This window comes from Variovorax sp. OK212 (assembly GCF_900112425.1).
Taxonomy (GTDB): Bacteria; Pseudomonadota; Gammaproteobacteria; order Burkholderiales; family Burkholderiaceae_C; genus Variovorax.
The window spans coordinates 12,271-28,760 of the sequence record NZ_FOLP01000006.1 but is presented as its reverse complement, the minus strand read 5'-3'; the positions used below and the strand labels follow the sequence as shown (position 1 = coordinate 28,760).

16 protein-coding genes are annotated in these 16,490 nt (G+C 70.4%); 10 read left to right on the top strand and 6 right to left on the bottom strand.

The window, feature by feature from the left end; all coding sequences use genetic code 11:
- Positions 1-15: 15 nt before the first annotated feature.
- Complete coding sequence (locus BM004_RS19050) at positions 16-990, bottom strand: tripartite tricarboxylate transporter substrate binding protein BugE (protein WP_093129596.1); 975 nt, start codon at positions 988-990, stop codon at positions 16-18.
- 99 nt (positions 991-1,089) lie between these two features.
- On the opposite strand from BM004_RS19050, the gene BM004_RS19045 reads away from it, so the two are divergent.
- On the top strand, positions 1,090-2,007 hold the full coding sequence (locus BM004_RS19045) for an AEC family transporter (RefSeq protein ID WP_177206551.1): 918 nt from the start codon (positions 1,090-1,092) through the stop codon (positions 2,005-2,007).
- A 24-nt stretch (positions 2,008-2,031) separates the two neighbouring features.
- Here the strand turns inward: BM004_RS19045 and BM004_RS19040 are convergent, their stop codons facing one another.
- The 3 genes from BM004_RS19040 to BM004_RS19030 form a co-directional block, all read right to left on the bottom strand.
- On the bottom strand, positions 2,032-3,720 hold the full coding sequence (locus BM004_RS19040; RefSeq protein ID WP_093215797.1) for an ABC-F family ATP-binding cassette domain-containing protein: 1,689 nt from the start codon (positions 3,718-3,720) through the stop codon (positions 2,032-2,034).
- Between the two features lie 210 nt (positions 3,721-3,930).
- Complete coding sequence (locus BM004_RS19035; RefSeq protein WP_093215794.1) at positions 3,931-4,683, bottom strand: sulfite exporter TauE/SafE family protein; 753 nt, start codon at positions 4,681-4,683, stop codon at positions 3,931-3,933.
- 37 nt (positions 4,684-4,720) lie between these two features.
- Positions 4,721-5,983 carry an MFS transporter gene (locus BM004_RS19030; protein WP_093215791.1) on the bottom strand — a complete coding sequence of 421 codons (1,263 nt, stop codon included), beginning with the start codon at positions 5,981-5,983 and terminating at the stop codon, positions 4,721-4,723.
- 200 nt (positions 5,984-6,183) lie between these two features.
- On the opposite strand from BM004_RS19030, the gene BM004_RS19025 reads away from it, so the two are divergent.
- The 4 genes from BM004_RS19025 to BM004_RS19010 all read left to right on the top strand — a co-directional run bounded on the left by BM004_RS19025 (position 6,184) and on the right by BM004_RS19010 (position 9,386).
- The gene (locus tag BM004_RS19025) at positions 6,184-7,008 is read left to right on the top strand and encodes an AraC family transcriptional regulator (protein ID WP_093129591.1); all 825 of its coding nucleotides are present in this window, start codon (positions 6,184-6,186) and stop codon (positions 7,006-7,008) included.
- A gap of 92 nt (positions 7,009-7,100) precedes the next feature.
- The gene (locus BM004_RS19020) at positions 7,101-7,808 is read left to right on the top strand and encodes a phosphatase PAP2 family protein (protein ID WP_256219954.1); all 708 of its coding nucleotides are present in this window, start codon (positions 7,101-7,103) and stop codon (positions 7,806-7,808) included.
- Positions 7,809-7,935: 127 nt separating this feature from the next.
- On the top strand, positions 7,936-8,178 hold the full coding sequence (locus BM004_RS19015; protein ID WP_093129589.1) for an acyl carrier protein: 243 nt from the start codon (positions 7,936-7,938) through the stop codon (positions 8,176-8,178).
- A complete protein-coding gene (locus tag BM004_RS19010) occupies positions 8,175-9,386 on the top strand; it encodes a beta-ketoacyl-[acyl-carrier-protein] synthase family protein (protein ID WP_093215784.1) in 1,212 nt (403 codons plus the stop codon). Before BM004_RS19015 ends, BM004_RS19010 begins: the two co-directional genes overlap by 4 nt.
- On the opposite strand, the gene BM004_RS19005 is transcribed toward BM004_RS19010, so the two are convergent.
- Entirely contained in the window at positions 9,383-10,282 is a 900-nt protein-coding gene (locus tag BM004_RS19005) for a LysR substrate-binding domain-containing protein (protein WP_093129932.1), read from the bottom strand. The two genes, BM004_RS19010 and BM004_RS19005, sit on opposite strands and share 4 nt — an antisense overlap.
- Before the next feature lie 208 nt (positions 10,283-10,490).
- Between BM004_RS19005 and BM004_RS19000 the strand changes: the two genes are divergently transcribed.
- From BM004_RS19000 to BM004_RS18985, 4 genes are all read left to right on the top strand, one after another.
- Positions 10,491-11,864, top strand: a complete 1,374-nt coding sequence (locus BM004_RS19000) for a M20/M25/M40 family metallo-hydrolase (protein ID WP_093215782.1) — start codon at positions 10,491-10,493, stop codon at positions 11,862-11,864.
- Between the two features lie 97 nt (positions 11,865-11,961).
- On the top strand, positions 11,962-12,420 hold the full coding sequence (locus BM004_RS18995) for a DUF2501 domain-containing protein (protein WP_093129586.1): 459 nt from the start codon (positions 11,962-11,964) through the stop codon (positions 12,418-12,420).
- Between the two features lie 115 nt (positions 12,421-12,535).
- Positions 12,536-14,254, top strand: coding sequence for a SulP family inorganic anion transporter (locus BM004_RS18990; RefSeq protein ID WP_093215779.1), 1,719 nt, complete (start codon positions 12,536-12,538; stop codon positions 14,252-14,254).
- Between the two features lie 25 nt (positions 14,255-14,279).
- Complete coding sequence (locus BM004_RS18985; protein WP_093215777.1) at positions 14,280-15,164, top strand: LysR substrate-binding domain-containing protein; 885 nt, start codon at positions 14,280-14,282, stop codon at positions 15,162-15,164.
- Positions 15,165-15,199: 35 nt separating this feature from the next.
- Here BM004_RS18985 and BM004_RS18980 read toward each other — a convergent pair whose 3' ends face one another.
- On the bottom strand, positions 15,200-15,784 hold the full coding sequence (locus BM004_RS18980) for a DUF3299 domain-containing protein (RefSeq protein ID WP_177206537.1): 585 nt from the start codon (positions 15,782-15,784) through the stop codon (positions 15,200-15,202).
- 127 nt (positions 15,785-15,911) lie between these two features.
- On the opposite strand from BM004_RS18980, the gene BM004_RS18975 reads away from it, so the two are divergent.
- Positions 15,912-16,442: a DUF2306 domain-containing protein gene (locus BM004_RS18975; protein WP_093129583.1), complete on the top strand. Its 531-nt coding sequence runs from the start codon at positions 15,912-15,914 to the stop codon at positions 16,440-16,442.
- Positions 16,443-16,490 lie beyond the last annotated feature (48 nt).

The window sequence follows — 16,490 nt, the reverse complement described above, 5'->3', positions numbered from 1 at the left end:
GCCGGCGCGGCGGGCTCAGTCGAGCTTCAGGTTCTGCTTCTTCACGACGCCCTTGTAGACCTCGAACTCGGCCTTGATCTGCGCGCTGAACTGCTCGGGCGTGTTGGCCACGATGAGCGAGCCGGTGTCCTCGATGCGCTTGCGCACCGCCGGTTCTTCCACGGCCTTCTTCACGCCGGCGCTGATCTTCTCGACCACTTCCTTCGGCAGGCCCTTGGGGCCGAGGATGCCGTAGTAGGCCATGCGGTTCACCGGCTCCAGGCCCACTTCCTTGAAGGTCGGCACGTTGGGCAGCGCGGCCAGGCGCTGGGGCGCCGACACCACGATCGGGATCAGCCGGCCGCTGGTGATGAAGGGCATGGCCGAGGGGATGTTGTCGAACATGATCGGCACCTGGCCGGCCACCACGTCGTTCAGCGCCGGACCCGCGCCGCGGTACGGGATGTGCGTGACGAAGGTGTTGGTCAGGCTCTTGTACAGCTCCATCAGCAGGTGGCCGATGCCGCCCGTGCCCGAGGAGGCGTACGAGTACTTGCCGGGGTTCTTCTTCAGCTCGGCCACGAACTCGGCGTAGTTCTTCGCCGGGAAGCTCGGATTCACCGCAATGATGTTCGGCGTGGCCGCGATGTTGATGATCGGCGTGAAGTCGTTGATCGGGTCGTACGGCGTCTTCGGGTTGATGGCCGGGTTGGCCGCCGTGCTCGACACGGTGGCAATGCCCAGCTTGTAGCCGTCTGGCGTGGCGCGAGCGGTTTCGGCCGCGCCCACGATGCCGCCGCCACCGGCGCGGTTGATCACCACCACCGGCTGGCCGAGCACCTTGCCCAGCGGGTCGGAAATCACGCGCGCCACGATGTCGGTCGTGCCACCCGGTGCGAACGGCACGCTCAGTTCCACGGGCTTGTTCGGATAGCCCTGTGCAAAGCTCTGGCCCGCCACCGCGGCCAGTGCCGCAGCTCCCACCAGCGTGCTCCATTGACGACGTTGCATCGATTACTCCTTGTACTGTTGTCGAAAAAAACGAAGCCCGGATGCTAGCGGCTGGAGGCTCGTTTCCGTGCTGTGGATTACCCATGGTCGGGCGGGTTTATCCTCGAAGCGGTGAACTACGCCCAGCTGCTCTTCCCCGACTTTTCCCTCATCGCCATCGGCTGGCTCCTGTGCCGCTACACCGCCCTCGACCGCCGCGTGTGGGACCAGGTCGAGAGCCTGGTTTACTACTTTCTTTTTCCTGTCCTGCTGTTTCACTCGATCGTGCGCAGCCCGCTCGACTTCGGTGCCACGTCGAACCTGCTGACCGCGGGCCTGTGCGTCGGCGCTTGCGGCATTGCCATGGCCTACGCGCTGCCCTATGTTCCGGGTCTCGGGTCCCACATCGACCGGCGCGACCATGCGGCCAGCACGCAAGTGGCGTTCCGCTTCAACTCGTTCATCTGCCTGGCGCTGGCCGAGCGGCTCGCGGGCTCCGAAGGCCTGCTGCTCATCGCCGTGCTGATCGGCGTGTGCGTGCCCATCTTCAACATCGCGGCCGTGTGGCCGATGACGCGCCATGCGCAGACCGGCTTCGTGCGCCAGCTGGTGCGCAACCCGCTGATCGTCGCCACCTTGGCCGGCCTGCTGGCCAACGTGCTGGGCTTCACGGTGCCCAACTGGGCCACCCCCACGCTCACGCGCATCGGCGCGGCGTCGCTCGCGCTGGGGCTGCTCGCGGCCGGCGCGGGCATGAAGTTCTCGACGCTGGGCACGGGCAAGGTGCTGGCCGTCTCCGTGCTGTCGATACGGCACCTGTTCCTGCCGCTGGTCGCGTGGGGCCTGGTGCACGCGCTGCGCCTCGACGCCACGCAGGCCGCGGTGCTGATGGCCTTCTCCGCGGTGCCCACAGCCTCCAGCGCCTACGTGCTGGCCGCGCGCATGGGCTACAACGGACCGTACGTGGCGGGACTGGTGACGCTGTCGACGCTGCTCGGCGTGGTGAGCCTGCCGTTCGCACTGGCGCTGCCGCGGTAGGCACCGTCGCAACGCGGCACCGCGTCACCGCCGCACGTCGCGCAACACCCAGCCCTTGCCCTGCGCCTCGAGCCGGTGCGTGAGCGCCAGCGCCGACAGGAACCGCGGGTCGTGCGACACCACGACGATCACCCCCGGGAACCCGCGCAACGCCTGCTCCAGCGCCAGCACCGAAGCCACGTCGAGGTGGTTGGTCGGCTCGTCGAGCAGCAGCATCTCCGCCGGCTGACCGCCCCACAGCGCGCAGGCGAGCGCCGCCTTCAAACGCTCGCCGCCGCTGAGCCCGGAAGCCGGGCGGCACACGGTGTGTGCGCCCAGGCCCAGCAGCGCGAGCCGGGTGCGCAGGTCGCCATCGGGCAGCGGCGAACGCAGGGCATGCAGCTGCTGCAGCACGCAGAGCGCCGACGGCAGTGCGTCGCCGGCGCCGGCGCCGTGGCCCTGGTCGAGCCACGCGGAGCGCAGCGGCGCATCGCAAAGGCCGCTCGCCGGCGCCAGGCGGCCCGCGAGCATGCGCAGCAGGCTGGTCTTGCCGCAGCCGTTGGGGCCGGTGATGCCGACGCGCACAGGGCCGTGCAGGCACAGCGTGAGCGGCCGCGCATCGGGCGGCAGCGCGGGCACCGCTTCTTCGAGCCGCAGCACGCGGCGCCCGGCGGGAACGCCCGACGCCGGCAGCGCGAGCGCCACCGCGGGCGCCGCCCTCACCTGCGCCGCGGCCTCGCGCACCGCGCTGTCCAGCGACTCGCGCTGGTCGCGCTGGCGCTCGCTCTCGCGGCCCGCATGGGCCTGTGCGTTGTCCTTGAGACGGCCCACGTGGATCGCCGCCAGGTTGGCTTCGCGCGCCCAGCTCGCACCGCGTGCGGCACGGCGCTGTTGGGCGTCGTGCTGCTTGCGCAGTTCGCGCAAGGCGGCGGCGCGCTCGGTGCGTGCATGGTCGAGCCGGGCCTGCGCGGCGGCCGCTTCGCGCTCGCGCCATGCGCTGTAGACAGTCCAGCCGCCGGTGCAAGTGCGCAGGCGGCCGTCGGGCGTGATCTCGGCGATGCGGTCCATGCCCTCCAGCAGTTCGCGGTCGTGGCTCGCGACAACGGCCGTGCCGCGCCACGCGGCAAGCTGCTCGCGCAGCCAGCGCCGCGCACCGGCGTCGAGGTGGTTGGTGGGCTCGTCGAGCAGCAAGGCGTCGGCGCCTGAAAGGAATGCGCCGAGCAGCGCCACGCGCGTGCGCTCGCCACCGCTCAGGCCATCGGCCGGCCGATGCGGCGCGAGTGCGAGGCCGGCGGCTTCGAGCGCCGCGGCAAGGCGGGCCGGCAGGTCCCAGTGGCCTTCCGCGGCGTCGAAATCGGACGGTGCCGTGCTGCCGGCCTCGATGCGCGCGAGCGCGGCCAGTGGCTGCGCGAGGCCGGCCAGATCGGCCACGCTGGCACCTGGTGCCGTTGCGATGTGCTGCGGCACATGCGCCAGCCGCGCCGGCCGCAGCACCACGCCGGCGCTGGGCCAGGCATGGCCCGCCAGCAGCGCCATGAGCCGCGACTTGCCCGCGCCGTTGTTCCCCACGAGGCCGATGCGGCCAGGCGGGAAGGTCTGGTCGATGTCGTCGAACAGCACGCGGCCGTCGGGCAGCACGAGGCCCACGTGGCGGAGCGCGAAACCTTGGGCGGAAGAAGAGAAGGAAGCGTCCGGGCCTGCAGCCGGACGCGCGATGCGTTTGCGATGAGCCATGCGCGGCCCTCCGATGAGTTCGTTGTGGAGCGATGCAAGAAGGCTTGCATCGCAGCGAATCAGGAGAGGCTCAAAGGCGCATTTCGGGGGGACGCTCCGCAATCAAAAAAACAAGGCGGGCAACTCGCCCGGCCCCGGCTTGGAAGACCGGTGCCGGCAAAGGTTCCCGGCGGGGTGCGACCGATTGCGATCGATCGCGATCCGTTGCAGTCAGCCGCGCTGCAACAGCGCCGGCACCGCCGACGCCAGCATCGCCAGGCCCGAGGCGGTCAGCAGGCTCAGCACCAGCTTGCGGAACGCCGCCTCGCTGATGCCGATGTACAGGCGCGCGCCGAGCAGCACCGGCACCGCGACGGCCAGCGCCACGAGCCCGAGCAGCGGCACGGTCGAGCGCGAGATGCTGCCGCTGGCCAGGTGGATCGCGAACGCCACCATCAGCATCGAGAGATTGAAGTTCTGGATCACCGCGCGCTGCGTGTCGCGCTGGAAACCGCGCAAGGTGCACCAGAGCGTGGGAATGGTCCCCGAGAAGCCGCCGATGCCGGCCATCGCGCCGCCGATCGCACCGGCCACGCCGTCGGCCACGCGGCCGCCGAACGCCACCTTGGGCAGGTGCTGCGACAGCAGCATCGCCGGGCACCACAGCACCAGCAGCACGCCCAGGCACAGCTTGAAAAGCACGAGGTCGAGGTGCGGCAGCAGCCAGACGCCGAACGGCACGCCCACCAGGCCGCCGAGCACGAAGGGCCAGAGCAGGCTTTTGTCGAAAGAGCGCCGAACCGTGAGCGCGGCAATCACCTGCCCCGTCAGCGCGCCGAACAGCGCGAGCACCGCGGCCAGTTGCGGCTCCAGCGTCCAGGCCCAGACCGACATGGCCACCAGGCCGAACGCGAAGCCCGAGAGGCCTTGCACGAACCCCGCCAGCACCGCGCCGAGGATCACGTAGACATACAAGGCTTGCATGCGGCCGATGATATCGGCCGCCCTGCGGGAAACAGTCTCAGGCCGAGGCCGGCACCAGCGCCGTGCGGCGCACGCGGCGCACATTGAAGGCGCTGGCAATCAGCACGCCCTGCACCAGCGCCAGGCCGACGATCACGCTGGTGTACTGGCCGTGGTCCATCAGCCGGCCGAACACCAGCGGTGCCACGGCCTGGCCGATGTCGAGCCCGGCGTAGACCACGCCGTACACGCGACCGGTGGCGTTGGGCGGGGTCGACTTCTTCACCAGCAGGTCGCGCGACGGACCGGCCACGCCGGAGACGAAGCCCATGGCGCCGAACAGCACCGGCACCACGATCGGCGGGAAGTCCGCAAAGGCCAGCACCAGCGCCAGCGTGGCCGCCACGCCGAAGCCCGCGCCCACGATGCGCTCGCAGCGCGACGGGTCCGACGCCAGGAAGCCGCCGAACACCATGCCGACCGCGCTGGCCACCATGTAGACCGTGAGGCACACCGCCACCAGCGCGACCGGCACCGCATGCAGATGGCCCGCGGCCACCGGCGCGAAGGTCTGCACCACGCTGATCACGGCGGCATAGAAGAAGAAGAAACCGAAGCACATCCACACGGCCGGGATGCGCAGGAAGTCGAAGTCGCCGCCGGCCTGCGCGGCCGCGCCCTGCCCCGTGGCCTTGTGCACCGCCGCCGCGTCGAGCGACAGCACGCTGCGGTAGACCCACAGCACCAGCAGCACCACGATGGCCACCGCGCCGGCCGAGGCCAGGGCCACGCGCCACGAGAAGGCGATGGCAATCGGCACCACGAAGGCCGGCGCCAGCGCCCAGCCCAGGCTGCCGGTGATGCCGTGCACGCTGTAGGCATGGCCCAGGCGCGTGGGCGCCACCTTGCGGTTGAACAGCGTGTAGTCCACCGGGTGGAACACGCCGTTGCCGATGCCGCCGACCACCGCGCACGCCAGCAGCATCCAGTAGCTCTGCGCCGCGGCATAGCCGAAGGCCGCGAGGCCCAGCGCGCCGAGCCCCACGAACAGCACCGGGCGCGGGCCCAGCTTGTCGACGATGAAGCCCGAGGCCGCCTGCACGATGCACGAGACCACGAAGAACACCGTGAGCACCGCGCCCAGCTCGACGTAGCTCACGTTGAACGCGTCCTTGAGCCAGGGGAACAGCGGCGCCAGGATGAGCTGGCTGAAATGGCTGACCGCATGGGCCAGGCCGACCAGCCCGATCAGCTTGGCGTCGGTGCGCAAGGTGGTGGGAGGAACGGCGGTCGAGGAGGCTGTCGAGGAGGTGGAGGACATGGATTGCTACAAAAAACCGGGGCAGGCAGCGATGCTATGCGCCGGGGACGCGGCAGAATGGCGATACAGCGACAACATTTGTCGAAACCATGCCAAGCGCCGCCTCAACCTCCTCCGCGAACCCCACGATCCCCGCGAACCTTGCGAACGCAGCGACCACCGCGGCGGCTGCCTCCGCGGAGCACGCCAGGCCACGCGGCGTGGCCACCGCCCCCGCGAACAGCGTCGGCCCGCTCACGCCCCACCTCTACGCCCCCGACGCGGTGCGCCCGCTGCGCGCCAAGGAGCACTTCCTGAGCGCCGACACGCTGGTCGAGCTGCACCAGCACCCGTGGCCGCAGCTCACCTTTTCGACCCGCGGCGTGATCCGCCTGAGCACGCAGGACGGCAGCTACATCGTGCCGCCCTCGCGCGCGCTCTGGGTGCCGGCCAACATGCCGCACAGCATCACGCTGATCGAGGACGCCGAGCTGCGCACCGTGTACCTGCACGCCTGGATCGCGCCGACCTGGGAAAAATGCGAGGTGCTGGAGATCAGCCCGCTGCTGCGCGCGCTCATGCTCGCGCTCGACACCACGCCCGACGGCCTGCCGCCGGCCGACCCGCACGCGCCGCAGCGCGAACGCATGATCGCGCCGCTGCTGGTCGACGAGGTGGAGCGCGCCACGCAGATCCGCATCGACGTGCCGCTGCCCACCGACAAGCGCCTGCGCCAGCTGTGCGAGGCGCTGCTGCGCAACCCGGCCGACCGCGCCACGCTGGCCGAACGCGCGGCCACCATCGGCGCCAGCGAGCGCACGGTGGCGCGCCTGTTTCGCGACCAGCTCGGCATGAGCTGGCAGCAATGGCGCCAGCAGGCCGTGATGGCGCATGCGCTGCCGCTGCTGGCGCGCGGCATGGCGGTGAGCCAGGTGGCGGCGGCCAGCGGCTACGCCACCGACAGCGCCTTCTGCGCCATGTTCAAGGCGGCCACGGGCCGCTCGCCGACCTCGTTCCAGCACCGCAAGCGCGCCGCCACCGCCTGAAGCGGCGGGGCGTTCACAGGGGCGCCCACGTCGCATCGGACGGCGCACTGGACGGCGCGCCACGCCGCTCTGGCAAGATCGCGCTCGACACCATGCACTCACAGATTCCCCTGCACATGGCGCCGGAGGCCCGGCCTTCGACGTGGACCGCCGACATCTGGCTGCGCATGCGCCGCCATTTCCTGCTGAAGGCGGTGGGCACCACGGTCTTCACGTGGCTCTTCTTCATCGGCTACTTCCACCTGCTGCGCAACCCGGCGTTCCCGGTCGCGGTGATGCCGCTCACGGCGCTGGACCACCTGATTCCGTTCCAGCCCTACACGCTCGGCGCCTACCTGTCGCTGTGGGTGTACGTGGGCGTGGCGCCGGGGCTGCAGCTGACCTTCAAGGAACTGGTGGTCTACGGGCTGTGGATCGGGGGGCTGTGCATCACCGGCCTGGGTCTCTTCTATTTCTGGCCGACGCAGATACCGCCGCTGTCGATCGACGTCTCGGGCTATCCGGGCTTCGCGATGCTGCAGGGCGTGGACGCGGCGGGCAATGCCTGCCCGTCGATGCACGTGGCCGTGGCCATCTTCACCGCCGTCCGCGTCGAGCACCTGCTGCGCGAGGCGCGCACGCCGGCCATGTGGCGCGTGCTGAACTGGGCGTGGTTCGCCGCCATCGCCTATTCGACACTGGCCGTGAAGCAGCATGTGGTGCTCGACGTGGTGGCCGGCGCGCTGCTGGGCCTGGCCTTTGCGTTGCCCTCGCTGCGCTGGCGGCCGGGAAAGCGCCGCCAAGGGATGTCCCTCGGGTGAGAGCGGATATCATCGGCAATCATTGATCACAATCACCACTGGCCGACGAGGAAGGGATCGATTCAACGGCACACCCTGAACGGGTGGCGATCGATCAGCGGCACATGACGACGACAGGCATTGCACGATGAGTTCGCTGAAGGAATTGCAGGACCTGATCCACGAGAAGTACGGCATCGAACCGTCGAAGCTCGACCCTCAGGCATCGATGAGGGAAACCGGCGGGCTCGACTCGCTCGCCCTCGCCGAGTTTCTCTTCGCCATCGAAGACCATTTCGGCATCACCATGCCCGACGAAGACGCGAACATCGACACCCTGGCCGAACTCGCGCTGCTGGTCGACAAGGTCCGGGCCGCGAAGACAGCGTGAACCACCAGGTCGCCGTCACCGGTCTGGGCGTCGTGGCGCCGCACGGCGACGAGCCCGGCGCCCTGTTCGAGGCCCTGTTGCAAGGCCGCTCGGCCATCCAGCCCGTCTTTCCCGACCTGCCCAAGCCTGCCGCCGCGGCCACCGTCGCCTTCGACGAGACGCGCTGGTTCACCAAGCTGCAGCTCGCCGGCGTCGACCGCGTGAGCCAGCTGGCCGTGGCCGCCGCCGACCTGGCGATGCGCGACGCGGGCCTGGCCGCCGGCAGTGCCGACCCCGAGCGCATCGGCGTCTTCGCCGGTTGCGGCATGGGCGGCGCGGCGGCGCTGGAGGCCGCCTACCGCGGCAACGGCCGCGTGTCGCCGCTCACCATTCCGGCCTTCATGCCCAACGCACCGGCCGCCCACGTGGCCATGCGCCAGGGCGTGCAGGGCCCCGTGCTCACCTACTCCGTGGCCTGCGCCTCGTCGTCCGCGGCGATCGCCGAAGCGGCCAAGGCGGTGCAGCGCGGCGAGGTCGACATCGCCATTGCCGGCGGCAGCGAAGCGCTGATCGTGCCCGGCGTGGTCGTGGCCTGGCAGGCCATGCAGACGCTGGCCACCTTCCAGCCCGGTGAAGCCGGCAGCGCGGTGCGGCCCTTCGCGGCCGACCGCAGCGGCTTCGCGCTCGGCGAAGGCGCGGCCTTCCTGATTCTCGAATCGGCCGAGCGCGCCCGCGCGCGCGGCGCCCGCAGCTACGCCACGCTGGCCGGCTGGGGCCTGAGCAGCGACGCCACCCACCTCACCAAACCCGACGCCCCGGGCCAGGCCCGCGCCCTGCGCACCGCCTTGCGCCTGGCCGGCCTGCAGCCGCGCGACGTGGGCTACTGCAACGCGCACGGCACGGCCACGCGCATCGGCGACGTGGTCGAGCGCAACGCGCTGGCCGACGTGTGGGGCGGCGACTTCGACGCGCTGCGCGTCAGCTCGACCAAGGCCCTGCACGGCCACATGCTGGGTGCGGCGGGTGCCATCGAGGCGCTCATCACCGTGCTGGCGCTGCACAACCGGCAACTGCCGCCGAACGCCCACTGCGCGCAGGCCGATGCGGCGTGCCCGCTGAACCTGGTGGCGCCCGGCGACACCGCGGCGCCGTCGCTCGAAGCCGCCATCAGCAACTCATTCGCCTTCGGCGGCACGAACTCCGTGCTGCTGTTCCGCCGCGCGGCCTAGCCCTGCGGCCCGGCCGCCGCCGCGCGCAGCCACACCACGAAGGCGCTCACCAGCGCATCGTCCGTGCGACTGGGCGCCACGAACACGCTGTAGCCCCGGCTCGATGGCGCCCGGTGCGGACAGGCCAGCACCAGTTCGCCCGTGCGCAGTTCGCGCTCGACGAAGTACTCGGGCACCAGCCCCACGCCCAGGTCGGCGCGCACCGCCGCAACCAGCGACGAGAACAGGTCGAAGCGGTGGCCCGCCACCAGGTTGTCCGGCGCGCGCGCATGCGCCGTCTGGGCAAACCACTCTTCCCACGCGCCCATGCGCGTGCGCAGCTGCAGCAGCGGCGCGGCCCGGAAGTCGCCGCGCGCCATGGCCGCGCGGCCCTTCGCCTTCGGCGAGCACACGGCCACGCACGACTCGCCCATCAGCGGCTGCGCGTTGGCACCGGGCCACACCGCGTCGTCGTACTGCACGCCCACGTCGAAAGGCACGTCGTCCATGTAGAGGCCGGTCGGGAACACCTGCAGGTGCAGGCTGCAGCCCGGGTGCTGCGCAATGAATTCCGGCAACCGCGGCGTGAGCCAGCCTTCGGCCAGCACCGGCACCGCGCCCACCAGCAGGCGCAGGCCGTCGGTGCGCTGCGCCATGGCTTCGAGCGTGTGGTTCTGCAGGCGCAGCAGGTCACCGGCAATCTGCCCGTGGTAGCGCCGCCCGGCCTCGGTGAGCTCGCTGCCGCGCGCGGTGCGCTGCACCAGCCGCACGCCGATCTGCGATTCGAGCAGCCGCAGCTGCTGGCTCACCGCGCTGTGCGTGAGGCACAGCTCCTCCGCGGCCTTGCCCACGCCGTGGTGGCGCGCGACCGCGTCGAAGATCAGCAGCGCGCGGGTGCTGGGGATGTGGCGGCGCATGGTGACCATGGAAGATTGACGAGGGTGGATTGAAGCGGGTGAAGCAGGTGAAGCAGATGAAGCGGGCGCGTCGTTAGAAAAACTGACGACGCCTAAGATTAAACCAGAGCAGGCGCCTAGCACACTCGCAAGAATTGCTGACGACGCCGCGCCGGCGGCGCGCCCCCTTGCCCGTTTTTTGTCTCACTTCCCAGGACTCCTGCCCACCATGTCTCGTCCAGCGCCCCTTCGCCCTCTGCGGTCCCTTCGCCTCGCCCCGCTCGTGCTGGCCATCGCATCCGCCGCGGCCGGCCTCGCCCATGCCCAGACCGGCGCCGTCGCGGCCACGCCCGCGCAGGTGCGCCCCGACGTCGACAAGGCCTACACCCAGCTGATGGCCTCGCCCGCCATCCAGAAACTGCTGGACGCAGTCAAGGCCGACCACGACCGCTCGGTCGAAGACCTGAAGATGCTCACCGAGATCGAGGCCCCTCCCTTCAAGGAACAGAAACGCGCCGAAGCCTTCCTCGCGCGCATGAAGGCGCTGGGCCTGACCGACGCGAAGATCGATGCCGAAGGCAACGTGGTGGGCCTGCGCAAGGGCACGGGCAACGGGCCGAAGCTGCTCATCTCCGCCCACCTGGACACCGTGTTCCCCGCCGGCACCGACGTGAAGGTGAAGGAGCGCGACGGCAAGCTCCATGCGCCGGGCATCTCCGACGACACGCGCGGCCTGTCGGTGCTGCTGTCGTGGCTCAAGGTACTGAACGACAACAAGGTGCAGACCGTGGGCGACCTGCTGTTCGTGGGCAACGTGGGCGAGGAAGAACTCGGCAACCTGCGCGGCATCAAGGCCATCTTCCGCGACAACCTCGACATCGACGGCATGGTCGGCCTGGAGCCCGCGCCCGAAGGCACGGTGCTGATGCTGGGCACCGGCTCGCACCGCTACGAAGTGACCTTCAAGGGCCCCGGCGGCCACAGCTTCGGCGCCTTCGGCCAGGTGCCCAGCGCCATCCACGGCATGGGCCGCGCCATCGCCAAGATCGCCGACGTGCGCACGCCGACCTTCCCCAAGACCACCTTCACGGTCGGCACCGTGGGCGGCGGCACCTCGGTGAACACCATCGCGCCCGACGCGCGCATGGCGGTGGACATCCGCTCCGACGAAATGGCGCCGCTGCTCGAAACCGAAAAGAAGATCCTGGCCGCCATCGACGAAGCCGTGGTCGAGGAGAACAAGCGCTGGGGCGTGACCACGCTGAGCGTGAGCACCAAGCTCATCGGCGACCGCCCGGGTGGCCGCACGCAGTCGGACACGGTGATCGTCGAGGCCGCCACGCGCTCGAACACGGCCTTCGGCCACAAGACGCTGCTGACCGGCGCCAGCACCGACGCCAACGTGCCCATGTCGCTGGGCATCCCGGCCATCATCATCGGCGGCGGCGGCAAGACCGGCGGCTTCCATGCACTGAGCGAATGGATCGACGTGACCGACGGCTGGAAGGGCGCGCAGAACTCGCTGGTGACGGTGCTGGGCCTGGTGGGCGTGCAGGGCACGAGCACGCCGCTGCTGGAGAAGCGCCCCGCGCGCACCAGGTAAGAAACAGGAGGGCAAGGCGGACAAACAGGCAGTCCGGGCGGTCTTCGCCCCCTGCCGCGTCCGTTATGCTGGTGGCCGCTTCCCACAGGAGACCACCATGCATGCTCGCTCCACCCTCATTGCCCTCGCCCTGCTCGCCGCGGGCGCCTCGGCGCAGGCCAACAACCTGCTCGACCAGCTGAAGGAAAAGGCCGGCGAAGCCGCCGGCGCCAACGCGCAATCCACGCAGGGCGCGCAAGGCGGCGGTGCCGCCTCCGCGCTCGGCAACCTCGGCTTCAAGATGCCCGCCATCGGCTCCAGCACCATGGGCAACGCGGCCGGCGTGCTGCAGTACTGCGTGAAGAACAACTACCTGGGCGGCGACGCGGCCTCGGTGAAAGACAAGCTGCTCGCCAAGATCACCGGCCAGAAGCCGCAGGAAACCGGCTTCAACAGCGGCGCCAAGGGCCTGCTCAAGGGCGGCGACGGCCAGACGCTGAACTTCAAGCTGCTGTCCTCCAAGGTCAAGACCAAGGCCTGCGACTACGTGCTGAAGAACGCCACTTCGCTGATCTGATCCCTGCAGGCGGCTCGCCCGTTCCCCGCGCGGCGCACAGCGCACGGGCCTGCCGCCATTTTTTCGCGCGCCTTCGTACGCCCCTTCGTGCACTTTCGTGCGCCCGCAAACGTCCATGACCCCGGCTGTCCCCTCTCCCTCCCTTCGCCAGCGCCTCGCGCGCTGGGTTCCCTGCCTCGCCTGGCCGCGCCCTTCCGCCGCGCTGCTGCGCAACGAGGCGATGGCCGGCATCACCGTGGCGCTGATGGTCATCCCGCAAGGCGTGGCGTATGCCGCGCTGGCCGGCATGCCGCTGGTGACGGGCGTGTACGCGGCGCTGTTCCCGGCGCTCATCGCGGTGATGTTCAGCTCGTCGCAGCGGCTGTCGGTCGGGCCCACGGCGCTCACCAGCCTGCTGGTCGGCGCCTCGCTCGCGCCGCTGGCGGTGGCCGGCAGCGACGAGTGGGTGGCCATGGCGGTGTGGCTCACGCTGATGTCCGGCACCATCCAGATCGTGCTGGGCGCGGGGCGCTTCGGCTGGCTGCTGCGGCTGGTCAACTCGCCGGTGCTCATCGGCTTCACGCAGGGCGCGGCGGTGCTGATCGCCATTTCGCAGCTGCCCGCGCTGCTGGGCTTCACGGGCCGCACCATTCCTCAGGTGCTGCAGGGCGGGCCGCTGCCCGACCTCGTGGCCATCGCCTTCGGGCTGGGCAGCATCGCGGTGCTGTGGCTCGGCAAGCGCATGCTGCCGCGCTTTCCGACCACCATGGCGCTGGTGGCCGGCGCGGCCGCCATCAGCTGGGGGGTCGACTACGCGCTGCGCGGCGGCGCGGTGGTGGGCAGCCTGCCTTCGGGCCTGCCCTCGTTCTACTGGCCCGGCCTGCTGCCGCTGGGCACCTTCAGCGCGCTGGTGCTGCCGGCGCTGATGATCACGCTGGTGAGCTTCCTGGAAACCGCGTCGAGCGCCAAGGTCGACAACGCGCGCGCCGGCACGCTGTGGAACGAAAACCAGGACCTGATCGGCCAGGGCCTGGCCAAGCTGGCCTCGGGCTTCACGGGCGCCTTTCCCACCAGCTCGTCGTTCTCGCGCTCGGCCATCACGCTGTATGCGGGCGCGCAGACCGGCTGGGCCACGCTCTTCAGCGTGGTGGTGGTGGCCGGCGCGCTGCTGTGGCTCATGCCGCTGCTGTACCACGTGCCGCAGGCGGTGCTGGCGGCGGTGGTGGTCACGGCCATCCTGGGGCTGGTGAAGCCGGCGAGCTTCAAGGCGCTGTGGCGCGTGTCGCGCATCGAGGCCGGCATCGCCTTCGGCACCTTCGTGCTGACCATCGCAACGGCGCCCAGCATCTACTGGGGCGTGCTGGGCGGCCTGCTGGCCAGCATGGCGCACTACATGTACCGCCACCTGCACCCGCGCATCATCGAAGTGGGCCTGCACCCCGACGGCAGCCTGCGCGACCGCAACCTGTGGAAGCTGCCGCCGCTGGCGCCGCAGCTCTATGCGCTGCGCATGGACGCCGAGCTCGACTTCGCCTCGGCCTCCACGCTCGAGCGCGCGCTCACCGTGGCGCTGGCCGAGCGGCCCGAGCTCACCGACGTGTGCCTGTTCGCGCAGCCCATCAACCGCATCGACATCACCGGCGCCGAGGTGTTCGGCTCGATCCGCCGGATGATGGAAGCCAAGGGCGTGCGCCTGCACCTGAGCGGCCTCAAGCTGCCCGCCCTGCAGGTGCTGGAACGCGCGGGCCTGCTGGCGCCGGGGCCGATGCTCTTCAGCTACCGCACCGACGGCGAGGCGCTGGCCGCGCTGATGCCGCGCATCGACGTGCCGGTGAACGAGCCCACCGCCGTCTGATCCCCGCCCGAGCCCCCGCCGCCCGATGAAAACCACCATCGAAGAACTGGTCGCCTTTCGCACGGTGGTGGACACGGGCTCGATCACGGCCGCATCGGCGCAGCTCGCGCAGACCGTCTCGGGCATCAGCCGCGCGCTCAGCCGGCTCGAGCAGAAGCTGGACACCACGCTGCTGCGCCGCACCACGCGCCGGCTCGAGCTCACCGAGGAAGGCGCCGCCTTCCTGCAGCGCACGCGCGCCATCCTCGACGCCATCGACGACGCCGAGGAGCAGATGGCCGCGCGCCGCCAGCAGCCGGCCGGCCGGCTGCGCGTGAACGCGGCCTCGCCTTTCATGCTGCACGCCATCGTGCCGCTGGTGCCGGAGTTCCGGCGGCTCTGTCCGCAGATCGACCTCGAACTGGACACCGACGACCTGCCCATCGACCTGCTGGAGCGGCGCACCGACATCGCCATTCGCATCGGCCCGCTGCGCGACTCCACGCTGCATGCGCGCCCGCTCGGCACGCACCGCTTGCGCGTGCTGGCCAGCCCCGCCTACCTCGAGGCGCACGGCAAGCCGCGCAAGGTGGAAGACCTGGCCGGGCATGCGCTGCTGGGCTTCACCCAGCCCGAGTCGCTCAACCGCTGGCCGCTGCGCGGCGTGCACGGCGACGAATGGACCATCGCGCCCGCGGTGATGGCCTCCAGCGGCGAGACGCTGCGCCAGCTGGCGCTGGCCGGCGTGGGCATCGTGTGCCTGTCGGACTTCATGACGATCGCCGACCGCGCAAGCGGCGCGCTGGTGCAGGTGCTGGCCAAGGAGACGGCGGACGTGCGCCAGCCCGTCAACGCGGTGTACTACCGCAACACGCAGCTGTCGGCGCGCATCACTTCGTTCCTGGACTTTCTCTCGCAGCGCATGACCTGAGCGGCGGCCCGCTCAGCGCCTGCTTCGATCTGGATCTACTGCGGCTGCTTCGGCGTGAAGCGCTCGACCGCGGCCGAGGCGATCTCGTAGCCGCTCACGCCCATGTCCGCCGACGCGTAGCGCGCCGCCTTCAGCGTGCCGCTCACGTACACCGTGTCCATCGCATGCAGGCCCTTGACGGGCGCGGGCGCGATCACGTGCACGATCTGGTTGGCGGGCGGCGGCGGGGTGTGGATGCAGGCGCCGAAGTACGGCACCAGCAGGAACTCGCGAATGCCGTCCTGCGTGGCGTCCAGCGGCACCACGAAGCCCGCGAGCTTGCCAGGCTTGCCGTCGAGCGCCACGTTCACCGGCGCGTTGTCCCAGACGGCGCGCATCTCGTCGAGCATCTGGATCGCGCGCGGATCGTTGTCGCGCAGCGCCTCCAGGCTGATGTTGCGGTAGCGCCTGGTCGGGTCCCAGCTCTTGGGAATCAGCTCTTCCCACTTGAGCTCGGCCGCCGCGCCGGTTGCCGATGCGCTCGCGCCGTGCGCCGATTCGGGCCCGCAGCCGCCCAGGAGTGCCGCGGCCGGTGCCAGGAAAAGCGCGGACAGCAGGACACGCGAAAAGAACCTTCTCATGACCCCGATTGTGCTTGGCGCATGTGTCAAGCCTGTAAAGCAGGGTCTTTGGCACTCATTTCCTCCCAGATCACACAAATTCATTGCAACGCGCCAGAATGCCGCACCACGACACGAGGAGCTCCGCATGGCACCCACTGGATGGCTGGGACTCACGTCCCTCGGCACGGTTCACACGGCGATCAGCCTGGTCGCAGTCGCAGCGGGGCTCTGGGCCCTGCTCCGCTACAAAGAGATCACGATGCGCTCCGGCCTCGGCCGGGTGTTCGTCTGGACCACCGTGCTCACCTGCCTCACCGGCTTCGGCATCTTCCAGCACGGCGGCTTCGGCAAGCCGCATGCGCTGGGCATCATCACGCTGGTGGCGCTCGCGGTGGGTGCGTTGGCGGGCCGCGGCGCGCTCTTCGGCAAGTCCGCGCGCTACGTCGAGGCCATCGCGTTCTCGGCCAGCTTCCTCTTCCACTGGATCCCGGCTTTCACCGAGACGCTGACGCGCCTGCCGCTGGGCGCGCCGGTGTTGTCGAGCCCGGACGCGCCCGCGCTCAAGGCGATCACGGGCGTGCTGTTCGTGCTGTACCTGGTGGGCGTGGGGCTGCAGGTTCGGCGCTTGCGCGGCGGTGCGGGCATCGCCCCGCTCGCCACGCCGGCCAGCCCCTGAAAGCCACCGGAAGCCACTGAACACGGGGTGCGCTCGGCACCCTGAGCG